Source organism: Bradyrhizobium sp., assembly GCF_030693485.1.
GTDB lineage: Bacteria > Pseudomonadota > Alphaproteobacteria > Rhizobiales > Xanthobacteraceae > Bradyrhizobium.
In genome coordinates, this window is the sequence record NZ_JAUYAN010000355.1 from 1 (window position 1) to 14,458 (window position 14,458).

Here is a 14,458-nt window from a genome sequence, read left to right on the forward strand (position 1 = left end):
AAGACACCGGAGCTGTCCCTCGCTCTGAAACAGGCTCTATTCGCTTAGGGGCATTACGGGCTCAGTTCCGGCAACGGGCGGTTGGTGCGCAACCGCCCGTTCGCACATTCTGCCAGACTTTCTGGACACAAGGGGCATTGCAAGGTCACCAGTGCGGGACGGGGAGGCGATGGACGCGGATGGCGCTCTTGACCAGAGCGCCTGAAACGGATGGCGAAATCGTATGGTCCTGACACCCCCGACGTCGGTGTCAAGCTTGCGGTCAGTCCCGCGGGTGACGGTGGCAATATAGCTGGGCTCACCGGGGAGATCACGTATAAGCCGTAAACCATTGCGCGGGGAGTGCCGGGTGATTCCGGTGTGACCTGACAACACGTGTGCGTTCTACCCACTATCGTTGCACACGTGGCTATCGGGCGCATCGGGCGCCCGGCATTCCCCGCGCCCTCTGATTGGAGGGGGCGGCAAGTTTCCAGCAACCCTCGGGCGAAACGCGCCGCGAGATCGCAGAACCGCGTTTGTACAATAGCCCGGATGACAGCCATCGGCTCGGGCGCTGACGCGCCGACCGCGGCTCCATCCTGGCTACCGTGCACGCTGATTCTGTCGAAGCTCAGACGTGGGCACGCTTCCATTTTGTTCACCCCACTTGCCCACACCACCCGACTCTTCGCCGGCATGACAGCCACCTGTTCTCAAATCTGTGCTGAGATCGTGTCGATCGAAGCGCCAGCGGTGCGGCCGTAGTTATTTCAATCGACAATGATCCAAATGGCGCGCTTATCCAGATCCCGACTCATTATAGTCGCATCACCTTCACGGTGGCTTCGTAAGACACGCGCGCACGCAACCCATCGAGGCAGCCATGAATGCGGAATTCGACTACGACCTGACACGGCATCAATGGGACGCGCTGAGGGCGCTTCGCCTGCCCGCAGCCGAACGCCGTATCAGGGATCGACAGGTTGTCGGGAGCCTGATCGGGCTTCAGCTGGCGGTCATGACCGGCGATGGACCGGTGATCACGCCGAAAGGACGCAGCGTGTTGCTGCGGGGTTCGCCGCAGCTTTGGGACGTGGCAGCATGATCAGGTATCAACAAGAAAACTTTTCGCGAAGGCCTGTATCATCAGGAAATCCTCCCGTCGCCAGCACGACGCCCTTGCACACCAAGATCGACCGGGTGCCGGATGACCCCCTGATCCGCACGCGCAGCGCCGATCGGAGCGAACGCCCGAACGATGTGATCACCAGAAATGCCAGTTCGACCGGCCGGAGGCGCCGACGCTCTACGAGTGAAGAAAGGCCGCCTCATCGCCGGTAACGTTCGCCTCGCAGCGGTATCGCGGCGGGCCAATGCGGCGTGAATTGACATGTTATAACATTTCGATAATGTCCTAACCTAACCGGTAAAAGCCGGGTGCACAGGGAGGACCAGGGAAATGAAGCCATTTGCGCCGACGCGACGCACATTCCTCAAGGCCGGCACGGCCACAGCGGCCCTGATCGGATTGGGACCATCGGTATTGCGGCAGGCCGCCGCCCAGGACGCCGATCTCGCACCGTACAAATCCGCCAAGATCGACTGGCAGCAGACCTCGGGCGAAACCATCACGGTCGCCGTGATTCCGGCGAGCTACTTCGAAAACCTGATCACGCTGGCGCCGCAGTTCAAGGCGCTGACCGGCATCGATGTCCGCTTCGAAAAAATTCCCCCGGCGCAGATCCGGCAGAAGAGCGTGATCGACCTGACGTCGAAGACCGGCACCTACGCCACCCACGCCGCCGACCCGATGTACTATTCGCTCTATGCCGCCAACAAATGGGTCGAGCCGCTCGACAGCTACCTCGCCGACAAAACGATGACCGACGCCGACTGGTTCAAGTTCGACGACATCATCCCGGCCTGGCGCGCCGCCGATAGCGTCGACGGAAAATTGTATGGCGTGCCCTATGACGGCGAAGTCACCATTCAGGTGTACCGGAAGGACTTGTTCGACGCCAAGGGCCTGAAGCCGGCCGACGATCTCGAAACGTTCGTGAAAAACGCCGCGGCGCTGAATTCGCCAAACGACCGCATCTGGGGCACCGCGCTGCGCGGCGTCGCCGGCGCCGGCCAGAACATGTACATCTATCCCTCGATCTTCCGCGAATTCGGCGGCGAATGGTTCAAGGGCGGCAAGCTCACCGTCAACGGTCCCGAGGCCGAGAAGGCGCTGGCCTGGTATGTCGACGTGATGCGCAACTACGCGCCGACGGCGGCAGCCAACTGGAACTGGCCCGATATCGCCGATGCCTTCTCGCAGGGCACCGTCGCCTCCTACATCGACGCGCATTCGTCGGCGTCGGTGATCAACAATCCCGAGAAGTCGAAGATCATCGGCAAGGTCGGTTATGCGCGCTGGCCGAAGGGTCCGACGGGCAAACGCGTCAGCTCGATCTGGAATTGGGGCTTTCCGATCAACGCTGCGCAGAGCGAGAAGAAAAAGAAGGCGACCTGGCTGTTCATCCAGTGGGCCGCCAGCGCCGAAACCCAGGCCCGCACCGCACATCGTTTTGCCGGGCCCGCCAAACGTTCCGGCATCAACCGCAGCTCGATCTGGAAGGATCCGGATTACGTCAAGCTGATGAACGGCTTTGGCGACAATTTCGTCGAAACCACCATGGCGACGCTGCAGAGTGACACCGATGTCGACTGGCGTCCGCGGGTGCCGCAATGGCCGGCGATCGGCGACACCATGGCGACCGCGATCCAGTCCGCGCTGTCGGGCCAGGCAACCATCAAGGCCGCGCTCGACGACGCCCAGCGCCGCGTCGAACCGATGATGCGCGGCTGAGTTGGCGAAACCGGCGACGATAACGATGCCCGGCCACGCGGCCGCGATCCCCCAGGGGGATCTCGGCCGCGTGCTGGCGCAGCGTGAGCGCCGGTTTGCTGCCGCCTTGCTGGCGCCGGCGTTCCTGGCGCTGTTGGCAACCACCACCTTCCCACTGCTGTTCCTGATCGGCACCAGCACGTTCCGGATGGATCTGGCGATGCCGTTCGCCGACGGCTTCGTCGGCCTGGAAAACTATCGCACGTTGCTGGCGGACGACCGGTTCTGGTCGTCGCTGCTGGTCAGCCTGATCTATACGGGCGCAACCGTGGTGCTGCAGGTCGCGCTCGGTCTGGCGCTGGCCCTGCTGGTGATGGACATGAAGCGCGGCCAGGGCTGGTTCCGCATCATCGCCATCCTGCCGGTGGTGCTGTCGCCCGCCGTGGTCGGCATGATCTGGCGCACCTTCATGCTGGCGCCGGAATTCGGCATCGTCGACTACCTTGCCATCAATGCCGGCCTTGGCAGCAAGAACTGGCTGGGCGATCCCACGCTGGCGATGGTGTCGGTCGTCGTCATCCACACCTGGCAGTGGACGCCCTTCGCCTTCATGGTGCTGCTGGCGAGCCTCGCCTCGCTGCCGGAAGACATCTACGAAGCCGCCCGGCTCGACCGCGCCAGCGCCTGGCAGCGCTTCCGTCGCATCACCCTGCCCTTGCTGCGGCCCGCGATCGTCATGGTGGTGATCATGCGCACCATGGTGGCGCTGACGGCATTCGCCGCGATTTTCACCGTCACCGGCGGCGGCCCGGGCACCGCGACCGAAATCCTCAATCTCTACGCCTACCGCAAATCCTTCACCGAACTGTCGATCGGCTACGGCTCGGCGCTCGCGGTGGCGCTGCTGGTGGTGACCATCCTGATCTCCGGCGTGCTGTTCGCGCTGCGGAGGGCGAAATGATTGCCCGGCGTATCCGCCTCATCGCCGTGCTCGCCATCACGCTCGTGTTCCTGCTGGCGTGGGTGTTCCCGATTGTCTGGAGCGTGCTGAACTCGCTGAAGACCGATTCCGACGTGCTGGCCTACCCGCCAAAACTGTTCTTCACGCCGACGCTGGAGCCCTATCGCGACGTGCTGTTCGGCTCGGCGTCGATCCTGCCCAACCTCATTTCCAGCTTCATCATCTCGATCGGCACCACCGTCATCACCATGCTGATGGCGGTGCCGGCGGCGTATGCGCTGGCGCGCCTGCGCTTTCGCGGCAAGAAGTTCGCCGGCTTCTATGTGCTGGCGACCCAGATGCTGCCGCCGGTCGGCATCATCATCCCCTACTTCCTGATCCTGCGGAATATCGGCTGGATCGATACCTATCAGGGCATCATCCTGATTTACCTCTCGTTCTCGCTGCCGTTCGCGATCTGGCTGCTGGTGTCGTATTTCGAGGATATCCCGTTCGAGATGGAGGAAGCCGCCTATCTCGACGGCGCCAGCCGGATGAAAACGCTGTGGCGGATCATCATCCCGCAGGTGCGCGGCGGCATCGCGGTGACCGTCGTGTTCGTCTTCCTCAATGCCTGGAATGAGTTTCTGTTCGCGGTCGTACTCAGCGGCAACACGGTGCGGCCGGTGACGGTCGCGATGTTCAACTTTATTTCCGTCGAACAGACGCTATGGGCCAAGCTCGCGGCGGTCTCGGTGCTGGCGATGCTGCCGGTCGTCATCCTCGGCATCGTCGCGCAGAAGAATATCGTCAAGGGCCTCACCGTCGGCGCGGTCAAGGGCGGAGGGCGCCGATGAGCGGTCGCGGTCAGGTACGTTTCGAAGATATCGTCAAGATGCATGGCGAATTCGCAGCCCTGAAGGGCGTGTCGTTCGAGATCGAGCCCGGCGAATTCTTTGCGCTGCTCGGCCCTTCCGGCTCCGGCAAGAGCACCACCTTGCGGATTCTCGCAGGTCTCGACGCGCCGAGCGCCGGCCGGGTCTTCATCGACGGCCAGGACATCACCGCGGCGGATGCGCGCGACCGCGACATCGCCATGGTGTTCCAGAGCTACGCGCTCTATCCACACATGACGGTCTACGAGAATATCGCGTTTCCGCTCGAAATGGCCAGGATGTCAAAGGCCGAGATCGTCCCGGCGGTGCAGGAAGCCGCGCGCAAGGTCGCGATCGAGCATCTGTTGCAACGCAAGCCCGGGCAATTGTCGGGCGGTCAGCAACAACGCTGCGCGCTGGCCCGCGCCATCGTGCGGAAAGCACGGCTGTTCCTGCTCGACGAGCCGCTGTCCAATCTCGACGCCAAGCTGCGGCTGGAAACTCGCACCGAATTGAAGAAGCTGCAGCGCTCGCTCGGCGTCACCGCTGTTTATGTCACCCACGACCAGGAGGAGGCGATGACGCTGGCCGACCGCATGGCGGTGTTCATGGCCGGCGAAATCCAGCAGATCGGCCGGCCCGCCGACGTATTCGCCAGGCCAAACTCGATTGATGTCGCCGCCTTCATCGGCAGCCCGCCGATGAATTTGATCCCGGCGCGCTACCGGGACGGCGGCGTCGAGATCGCGGGCCACCGCCTCGAGACCAGCCTGAAGGAAGCCGGCGAGCGCGACGTCGTGGTCGGCATCCGGCCGGGCGCGGTCCGGATCGCCGCCGGCGGCATCCCGGCGGTGGTCGAACTGGTCGAGGATCTCGGCGACACCGCGATCCTCGATCTCGATTGCCAGGGGATTTCGATCCGCGCGCGGGTCAGCGACGGCGACGTGCCGCGCGAGGGCACCGCACTGTCGATCACCGCCCGCGCGGCCGATATCCATTTGTTCGACGCAACCACCCGCAGGCGACTGTGATGACCGCAGCGGCACGTTTACGCTACCGAAAAGGCATGGCCGACAATATGAGCAACGCTGGGGAGCCGGAACAAGCCAGTTCCATGCCGCTGCACATTCAAGTGCGCGAAACCATCCGCCGCCAGGTCAAGGTCGGCGAACTCATCGACAAGACCGGGCGTCTGATGACGGAAGCCGAACTCGGCAAGCACTTCGGGGTCAGCCGGATCACCATCCGCAACGCCATCAAGCCGCTGGTCGATGAAGGCATGTTCGAACGCGAGCGCGGCCGCGGCACTTTCCTGCGCACCAATCAGCCGGAAAACTGGGTCGGCCGGCTGATGGGGTTTTCGGAAACCATCAAGGACGCCGGCTATCAGCCCGGCGCCAAGGTACTGCTGCAGGGCATGACCAACCGGCACGACGCCAATGTCCGCAAGCAGCTGCGTGAGCGCGCGGTGTGGCAGCTCAAGCGCGTCCGCTTCGCCGACGACATTCCGATTGCGATCGAGCACGCGTTCTATCCGCCCGACATCGGGCTGGAACTGGAGAAGCGCGATCTCACCTCGATCGTGATGTACCGGGTATTCGAGAGCGAACTCGGATTCGATATCAAGGAAGCCACGCAAACCATCAGCGCCTCGCTGGCCGACGCCACCAGCGCCAAGCTGCTCGGCGTCAAGGCCGGCAGTCCGCTGCTGTCGATCGAGCGCCTCACCGTCAACACCGACGGCCGGCCGCTGGAATTGCTGCGGTCGGTTTACCTGCCCGGATATTTCCAGCTCAGCATCAACCTGACGCGGCGTCATCCCTGACGCCGTTGTCGCAAGTCGCCTAACGATCAAGAAGGAACCCGACCATGGCAAATGGTGGCAAAGCGCAAACCCCCAACATCATGATCATCCTCAACGATGACATGGGATTTTCGGACATCGGCTGTTACGGCGGCGAAATCGAAACGCCCCATCTGGACCGGCTGGCCGCCAACGGGCTGCGCTACTCGCAATTCTACAACACCGCCCGCTGCAGCCCGTCGCGCGCCTCGCTGCTGACCGGCCTGCATCCGCACCAGACCGGGGTCGGCATCCTCACCTACAACAACGGCCCGGAGGGCTACGCCGGCAATCTGAACAAGAGCTGCGTCACCGTAGCCGAAGTGCTGAAGGCGAAGAACTACAAGACCTATCTCAGCGGCAAGTGGCATGTGTCGTCGAACCTGACCGAGCCCACCGACTCCTGGCCGCTGCAGCGCGGTTTCGACTATTTCTTCGGCACCATCATCGGCGCCGGCAGTTTCTACCACCCGAACACGCTGACGCGCGGCAACGACAATATCGAGCACGAGGCGGAGAACGATCCCGCTTTCTTCTATACCGATGCGATCAGCGACCAGGCGGCCGCCTATGTCCGCCAGCACAGCCGACAAAATCCCGATGCGCCGTTCTTTCAATATGTCGCCTACACCGCGCCGCATTGGCCGCTGCACGCCCATGACGAGGACATCGCGAAGTACAAGGGAAAGTTCGATGCGGGATGGGACACCTTGCGCGAACGGCGGCTGCAGAAGCTGGTGGAGGACGGCATCATCCATCCGAACTGGAAGCTGACCGATCGCGACCCGACCCAGCCGCCGTGGACCGAAGCCGAGAACCGCGAATGGACGCTGCGCTGCATGGAAGTGTATGCCGCCCAGATCGACCGCATGGACCAGGGCATCGGCCGCATCCTTGCAGCACTGGAGGAAACCGGCCAGCTGGACAATACGCTGATCATTTTCCTGTCGGACAACGGCGCCTGCGCCGAGGATATCCCTGATGGCGTCACCGCGCGCGAGCTGGTCGACCAGCTGATGATCGCCAAGGCCACGACCCGGACCGGCAAGCCGGTTCGCCTGGGCAACGATCCCACGCTGATGCCCGGCGGCGAAGACACCTATCAGAGCTACGGCACCGCCTGGGCCAACCTGTCGAATTCGCCGTTCCGGCTCTACAAGCACTGGATCCACGAAGGCGGCATCGCCACGCCGTTCATCGTGCATTGGCCGCGCGGCATCCAGGAGAAGGGCGGATTGCGGCACAATCCGAGCCAGCTGACGGACATCATGGCGACCATCGTCGACGTCACGGGCGCGACCTACCCGAAGGAATATAACGGCAACCCGATCCTGCCCTGCGAGGGCGAAAGCCTCGTGCCCTCCTTCGCTGCGGCCTACGGCGGCCGTGGTCCACTGTTCTGGGAGCATGAAGGCAACGCAGCGGTTCGCATTGGCAAGTGGAAGCTGGTGCGGAAATATCCCGCTGCGTGGGAACTCTACGACATGGAAGCCGACCGCACCGAAATGCACGACCTGGCCGCGCAGCATCCGGAACGTGTCCGCGCCATGGGCGAGCAATACGCCGCCTGGGCCAAGCGCTGCGGCGTGATCCCGCGCGAGAAGATTCTGGAATTGATGAAGGCGGAGGGCGGCACGGCGTTCTGGGAAGAGGAACGGCAGCCGTAGCGGCTTGTGAGATGACATAACCGAGGGTACTCCCCGCTGCGACGCGAGCCGACGTGCCGACGATGGTCGGCCGGCATGTGGTTCACGCTTGTGGCGAACCCCGCCGGCGCGCTAGCCTCGGCCAAAAGGTGGCGGGAGGGCAATATGGGCCGCAAGATAGCGATCGTGGGAGCGGGTGCGGTCGGCGGCTACGCCGGCGCCCATATGGTGCAGGCGGGCGAGGACGTGACTTTCATCGATCCCTGGCCCGAGCATGTCGAACACATGCGAAAGCACGGCCTGCGGGTCACCCACGCCATGGACGTCGCGGAATTCACCGTTCCTGTACGTGCGCTGCACATCACCGACGCGCAGCAACTGGCCAAGGAGGCACCGGTCGACATCGCCTTCGTCTGCATGAAGTCCTACGACACCGCGTGGGCCACCATGCTGATACGGCAATATCTGGCGCCTGACGGTTACGTGGTGTCGCTGCAGAACTGCATGAATGAAGAGACCATCGCCGGCATCGTCGGCTGGGGCAGGACGCTCGGCTGCATTGCCAGCAGTATCACGGTCAACCTGCCGGAGCCCGGCCACATCCACCGCGGCGCCGGCAAGCACGGCGCGGCGCACACGGTGTTTCGCGCCGGCGAGGTGCACGGCCGCATCACGCCACGGGCGGAGGAAATCTGCCGGCTGGTCGGCTACACCGACAGCGCCAAGGTCACCGCCAATCTATGGGGCGAACGCTGGTCGAAACTGGTCGCCAACGTCATGGGCAACGGGCTCTCCGCCTGCACGGGCCTGCCCGGCGGCGAGATGCTGCAGAGCGATCCGATCCGCCGCTTCTCCACCCGGCTCGGCAGCGAAGCCATCCGCGTCGGCCAGGCGCACGGCTATCAACTGGAGGAGATTCTGCACCTGCCGCCCGAGACGATCGCGCGCGCCGGCGAAGGCGACGAGGAAGCGATGCGCGCCTGCGACGCGCAGCGTTTCGAGGACGGCAAACGCACCGCTGCCGGGCAGCGTCCTTCGATGGGCCAGGACATGCAGAAAGGCCGCCGCACCGAGATCGAATTCATCAACGGGTTTGTCGTGAACGAAGGCGAAAAGGTTGGCGTCTCCTGCAGCGCCAATGCCGCCCTGACGGATATCGTCAAGCGCGTGGAGCGGGGCGAGCTGAGCCCGGATCCGCGGCACATCACCGAGCTGAGGTTGAACTGAACCGGCTTGCGGATGCGATCCTGCGCTGCCCGGGACAGATACCGATCGCGGAACTACGGGCGCAAAAAAGCCCCGGACGATGCCGGGGCTTTCAGCTTTGCTGGAAATAAAAAGTCAGATCAGTACTTCGCGATGACCGGACCACCCCAGCGGTAGTTCACGCGAACGGTTGCCATGTCGACGTCCTGACGGACACGGCTGATGGCCGCGCGAGCACCTGCCGGAATGCCGAAGTTTCCTACACCGTAGAAATCCACGTCACGGGTACCCATGAACATGTGGTCGTATTCGACGCCGACCGACCAGTTCGGAGCGAAACCGAATTCAATACCAGCGCCAACCACGGCACCCCAACGGGTTTCACTACCCGTGAAAATGGTTCGAGCGGTCGCGGTCTCAAAGGTGGAGTATTTGTCGTTCACCACGGCGGCGCCGCCCTTGACGTAAAGCAGAGCATTGTTCCAGGCGTAGCCCACCTGGCCGGTGAACAGACCGAACGCATCGATCTTTGAGCTGTTGGTGAACCCCACGAGGGCTAACGAGGTGTTGGCATTGCTGCCGCTGAAGTCAGCCCAGTTGCCCTGCGCTTCCAGGCCGAACACCCAGCTGCTCGCCTGCCAGCGATAGCCGATCTGACCGCCGACCGTGCCGCCGGTCGCGTCATGGCAGCCTTCGGCCAAAGCCGGAACGAGAGGGGCGCCATTGTTGGTGAGATCCCGGCACTTGCGGCTCGAACCGCCACCACCATTGAGACCGATATAGAAGCCGCTCCAGTCATACGCGGCGGCAACCATCATTGGGGCCTTGGCGTAGGGGCGGGCAGCAAGATCGGCTGCCGAGGCGGTGGCCGTCATTGCGATCATGCCAGCCGCAAGGACTAAAAACTTCTTCATCTCGATCTTCTCCGCCAGCCCCGCAGGGCAGATTTGATCTCTAACCGATAGGGGATCGCTGCCTCCTTGACTGTCACCCGGTGGCCACAGTGCAGCAAATACGTATAACCGCCGCCCTGCCCGCGGCTGGACTTACCATCGCCCTCGTTCCTCGCCTCCATCGACGGGCGAGTTCACCTCGAGAGACCGGGACGGGCCAGATCGGCAGGGACCGCTTCCGGCTAAGCCGCTGTTGTCTAGTCTAATAGTTTTTCTCTTGTTGCCGATTCAGCGCAAATCTTGGGAAATCGTTCAGGATCCCGGCCCAATTGTCCCAATTAGCGTTTCACCAGCACCGCGGACGAGAGCTGATCCGCTGCCGTCCAACGCGGTATTCGGCAGCACTTCAGGCATATTCAATCAGCGAGGTGGTGGCGCTGTTGCAGGCGGCCAGGTTGGATACAATTGGCAAGCGACCAGGAATTGGGTCCTTGGCGTTGAGGGTGACTTATCCTGGACCGGTATAGGTCAGGATTCCTCTACTGCGATATTGCCAGTCGGCAATTTTGTTTGTGTGGCTCGTTCTTCGACAATGGGCCGTGACGTGAATTGGCTCGCGACCGTTCGCGGGAGAGTTGGTTACGCTTGGGACCGCGCGCTGTTTTATGCTACGGGCGGCGTCGCCTTCAGCGACTTGAGTTACAGAGGAGGGTTCGTTACCGCAGCAGCTGTTGGCGCTCCTCCGGTCTATACTGCTCCTGTGGCATTCAGTTCTACAAAGACAGGCTGGGTCGTCGGTAGCGGCCTTGAATATGGCCTGGCCAGCAACTGGATAATTAGAGGCGAATATCTCTTTTACCACTTCGATGGTGACACCGCCAACGGCAGCGATCCTCGTTTTGCTGCGCCGCTTGGGACTGCCTACACCTGGAATGACACGAAGCTGCACGTCGCTCGCCTCGGTCTGAACTACAAGTTCAACCAGGGCTCGGTCGTCGCCAAGTACTGATCTGACGCGACTTGGCTGCATCGATAGCCCCGGGCAATTGTCCGGGGCTTCTTCTTACTAGTGCATCGCCCGGGTCAATGCCCATGAATCTATCGGTTCACGCCTCGGTAGCCAGCCTGACGGCCAATACCGCCCCTTCACGCCGCCAGCACCTCGACGATCCGGCTCCTGATATCCTCGCGCTCCTGCGGGCCGGTGCTGGCATCGAACCTAACGTCATAGGCGATCATCGCCGGGCGCTTCAGCACCACGATGCGGTCGCCGATCTCGAGGGCTTCGCGGATCGAATGGGTGATGAAGACGGCGGTCTTGCCGTTTTCCTTCACCAGCCTGACGAACTCGGCGCGCAGCCGCCCGGCGGTGGATTCATCGAGTGCCGAGAACGGCTCGTCGCAGAGCAGGATATTGGCGTTGGTGGCAAAGGCGCGCGCGATCGAGACGCGCTGGCGCATGCCGCCGGACAATGCATGCGGATAGTCGTTCTCGTGGCCGCTGAGCCCGAGCTTGGTCAGCCATTGCTGCGCGGTCGCACGCCGCTCGGCGACCGGAATTTCCAGCATCTCCAGCCCGAGCTCGACGTTCTGGATCGCGGTGCGCCACGGCAGCAGGCGGTCGTTCTGGAACACGATCGCCATCTTGCCGCGAAAGGAATCGAATTCGGCGAAGGGATCGCGGCCATCGACCCGCACCGTGCCGCTGCTCGGCGCGGTTAACCCCGCAATCATGTTGAAGATGGTCGACTTGCCGCAGCCGGTCTTGCCGAGCAGCGCCAGCATCTGGCCGGGACGGACGTCCAGATTGAGACCGTCGACGGCGCGAAAGGCGGCGTCGGTGCCGATCTTGCCGAACACTTTCGAGACATCAACGAGGTGAATCGCGGCCTCGGCTGATGTGACGTCGTCCTTCATATCGCGCGCTCCGACACCGCGCGGTAGCGAAACGCGATGTTTTCGATCAGCGTCAAGGAGCCCTGCACGACCAGCACGAAGAACACCAGTTGCATCGTCCAGGCCAGCGCGCCGGCCATGTCGAACAGCTGCTGCTGCAGCAGCAGCTGGTAGCCGACGCCTCCGGTGGCGCCGACGAGTTCGGCGACCACGACCACGCGCGAGGCGTTGCCGAGATTGACTTTCCACGCCGTGAGGATGTCCGGCAGGATCGCCGGCGCGATCATCACCCGGAACAGTTTTGCCCGCGATGGACGGAAACTGAACACCATTTCCATCAGGTCGCGGGACATCCCGCGCAGCGCGCCCAGCACCTGGAAGGTGAACGCCGGCAGTGTCGTCAGCACCATGATGAAGAGAATGCGAAACTCAACGCCATGAAACCAGATGATGGCGAACACCACCCAGGACAGCGCGGGGATGCCCTGGAACAGTGTCAGGATAGGCGACAGGAACTTGTCGACGGCGCGCGAACGCACCATCAGCAGCGCCAGCGCGGCCCCGATGACGAAGGAGCCGGCAAGCCCCGCCAGGATGCGATAGATGGTGACCATCACATCCTTGAACATCGATCCGTCGGAAAGGATTTCCAGACAACGCCAGAACACGTCGATCAGCGACGGAAACAGGAACCGCGGAAAGAACAGCGAGGCGAACTGCCAGAGCGCAATCACCACGATAAAAGGCAGCACCCACTCCCACAGCCGCTTCGCCGCCGCGGACAGCATGCTCTCCGGCGGCGGCGATCCGGTCCGGGGCGCGGTCTCGCTCACTTGCCGGGCGCCTGGTAAATCGTCGCGGCGGCGGGATCCGACGGCAGGTGGGCAATGGCCTTGCCGGCGGCATAGACCGAATTGATCTCCTTGCGCACGTCGGAAGCCCATTGCACGTTCATGCCGAGCCGGTCATTGGCACGAATAAGTTCGGCGATCGCCTTGTGGTCGTCGGGCGTGCCCTTGGGAAGGATCACTTTCGCCGCCGCATCGGGATTCGCGGTGACCCATACGGAGGCTTCCTTGTAGGCGGCGTAGAGTTTTTCGACCAGCTTCGGATTTTTCTCTGCCCAGTCGATATGCGCGGCGACGCCGAGATAGGGAATGTTGCGGCTGCCGGTGAACTTCTTCCAGCTGTCGGCGATCGCAAGGTCGATGGTCCGCATTTCCGGCTTCTTCGATAGCAGCGTGGTATAGGCCGGCTCCCAGAGCTGAACCGCGGTGGCGCGGTCGGCCAGCGCGTAGCCAATCAGGCCGGGGGTCGCGGTATTGACCACCTGGAATTTCGAGGTATCGGCGCCGAGCTGGCGGGCGAACCAGTCGAACATCACCCAGTTGGTGGTACCCTTGGCCGCCGCGACGTCCTTGCCTTCGAGGTCCTTCAGCGTCTTGATCTCGGGCCGCGACGTGACGACGGCGCCCCAGAAGTCGAACAGGTTGAACAGATAAGTCACCTTGACGCCGCGGATATCGGCCAGGCCGACCGTCATCAGCGACGCGCTGCCGCCGAGCTTGAATTCGCCGGAATTGAATTGTGCGGTGTAGGCGTCGGGCGTGCGCTCTTCGAACTTGATGGCGAGGCCATGCTTCTCGTCGAGCTTCTGCGCCTTGATGACCGGCGGCAGGAACGCGCCGAGCGACGGCGGGCTGAACACGACAATCGAGAGCGGCTCCGGCGCTTGCGCCAAGGCCGGTGAGGCCAGCAACAATGCCGAGACGCAGGCTGCACCGAAACGAACTTTATTCATGGCTATATTCTCCCTGAAGCTTTTTCGTTAAACGCACTTATGCAGCGCCCTCGGCCGGTGTCTCGACTTCTTTTCGGAGTGCGACAAAGAACCGCCCGACCAGATGCTTCGAGACGCTGCTCAGGATCCGCTGACCGACGCCGGCCACCAGGCCGCCGATCTCGCCATTGCCCTGAAAGGTCAGCCGGGAGCTATCAGTCCCTTCCGGCTTGATCTCGAACCGCGCGCTGCCATTACCATGGCCCAGCGTGCCGGCGCCGGACACCTTGATGCTGCAGGTTTTGGGCGGAGTCTTGTCCGCCAGCGAAATCTCGCCCTCGAACGAACCGCCGACCGCGGCGACGCGCAACTGCAACTCGACCTTGTAGGCATCGGGCGCAATCTCGGTCATGGTCTTGCAGCCGGGAATGCAACGCGTCAGCACGGCGGGATCGTTGAGCGCCTGCCATAGCACTTCGACCGGTACCTCTATGGTTTCGGCACCGCCGATATCGAGCTTCATGGCGAGCGCCCTTACAGTCCAAAGAGCCGCTGCGCCAAACC

The 14,458-nt window shown here is 62.9% G+C and carries 14 protein-coding genes; 9 read left to right on the forward strand and 5 right to left on the reverse strand.

The features are described 5' to 3' along the window. Nucleotides 1-865 precede the first annotated feature (865 nt). The 8 genes from Q8N40_RS26035 (at nt 866) to Q8N40_RS26070 (ending at nt 9,346) form a co-directional block, all read left to right on the forward strand. Nucleotides 866-1,087, forward strand: a complete 222-nt coding sequence (locus Q8N40_RS26035; protein ID WP_305318527.1) for a hypothetical protein — start codon at nt 866-868, stop codon at nt 1,085-1,087. 354 nt (nt 1,088-1,441) lie between these two features. After that, on the forward strand, nt 1,442-2,836 hold the full coding sequence (locus Q8N40_RS26040) for a sugar ABC transporter substrate-binding protein (RefSeq protein ID WP_305713859.1): 1,395 nt from the start codon (nt 1,442-1,444) through the stop codon (nt 2,834-2,836). Between the two features lie 25 nt (nt 2,837-2,861). Beyond that, entirely contained in the window at nt 2,862-3,776 is a 915-nt protein-coding gene (locus Q8N40_RS26045; RefSeq protein ID WP_305713860.1) for a carbohydrate ABC transporter permease, read from the forward strand. After that, nucleotides 3,773-4,612 carry a carbohydrate ABC transporter permease gene (locus tag Q8N40_RS26050; protein WP_305713861.1) on the forward strand — a complete coding sequence of 280 codons (840 nt, stop codon included), beginning with the start codon at nt 3,773-3,775 and terminating at the stop codon, nt 4,610-4,612. The genes Q8N40_RS26045 and Q8N40_RS26050 overlap by 4 nt, the downstream gene beginning before the upstream one ends. Beyond that, on the forward strand, nt 4,609-5,661 hold the full coding sequence (locus tag Q8N40_RS26055) for an ABC transporter ATP-binding protein (protein ID WP_305318531.1): 1,053 nt from the start codon (nt 4,609-4,611) through the stop codon (nt 5,659-5,661). Before Q8N40_RS26050 ends, Q8N40_RS26055 begins: the two co-directional genes overlap by 4 nt. 83 nt (nt 5,662-5,744) lie before the next feature. Then, nucleotides 5,745-6,455: a GntR family transcriptional regulator gene (locus Q8N40_RS26060; RefSeq protein WP_305713862.1), complete on the forward strand. Its 711-nt coding sequence runs from the start codon at nt 5,745-5,747 to the stop codon at nt 6,453-6,455. Between the two features lie 44 nt (nt 6,456-6,499). After that, a complete protein-coding gene (locus Q8N40_RS26065) occupies nt 6,500-8,140 on the forward strand; it encodes an arylsulfatase (protein ID WP_305713863.1) in 1,641 nt (546 codons plus the stop codon). Between the two features lie 144 nt (nt 8,141-8,284). After that, the gene (locus tag Q8N40_RS26070) at nt 8,285-9,346 is read left to right on the forward strand and encodes a ketopantoate reductase family protein (RefSeq protein ID WP_305713864.1); all 1,062 of its coding nucleotides are present in this window, start codon (nt 8,285-8,287) and stop codon (nt 9,344-9,346) included. A 119-nt stretch (nt 9,347-9,465) separates the two neighbouring features. Here the strand turns inward: Q8N40_RS26070 and Q8N40_RS26075 are convergent, their stop codons facing one another. Further along, entirely contained in the window at nt 9,466-10,239 is a 774-nt protein-coding gene (locus tag Q8N40_RS26075) for an outer membrane protein (protein ID WP_305321283.1), read from the reverse strand. Between the two features lie 259 nt (nt 10,240-10,498). Between Q8N40_RS26075 and Q8N40_RS26080 the strand changes: the two genes are divergently transcribed. Next, entirely contained in the window at nt 10,499-11,227 is a 729-nt protein-coding gene (locus Q8N40_RS26080) for an outer membrane protein (protein ID WP_305713866.1), read from the forward strand. Between the two features lie 137 nt (nt 11,228-11,364). Here the strand turns inward: Q8N40_RS26080 and Q8N40_RS26085 are convergent, their stop codons facing one another. From Q8N40_RS26085 to Q8N40_RS26100, 4 genes are all read right to left on the reverse strand, one after another. Then, entirely contained in the window at nt 11,365-12,135 is a 771-nt protein-coding gene (locus Q8N40_RS26085; RefSeq protein WP_305321282.1) for an ABC transporter ATP-binding protein, read from the reverse strand. Beyond that, nucleotides 12,132-12,947: an ABC transporter permease gene (locus Q8N40_RS26090; RefSeq protein WP_305321281.1), complete on the reverse strand. Its 816-nt coding sequence runs from the start codon at nt 12,945-12,947 to the stop codon at nt 12,132-12,134. Before Q8N40_RS26090 ends, Q8N40_RS26085 begins: the two co-directional genes overlap by 4 nt. After that, nucleotides 12,944-13,915, reverse strand: coding sequence for an ABC transporter substrate-binding protein (locus Q8N40_RS26095; RefSeq protein WP_305321280.1), 972 nt, complete (start codon nt 13,913-13,915; stop codon nt 12,944-12,946). The genes Q8N40_RS26090 and Q8N40_RS26095 overlap by 4 nt, the downstream gene beginning before the upstream one ends. Before the next feature lie 37 nt (nt 13,916-13,952). Continuing rightward, nucleotides 13,953-14,458, reverse strand: a 506-nt coding sequence (locus tag Q8N40_RS26100; RefSeq protein ID WP_305713865.1) for a carbon monoxide dehydrogenase subunit G, incomplete at its 5' end; no start/stop codon positions are given.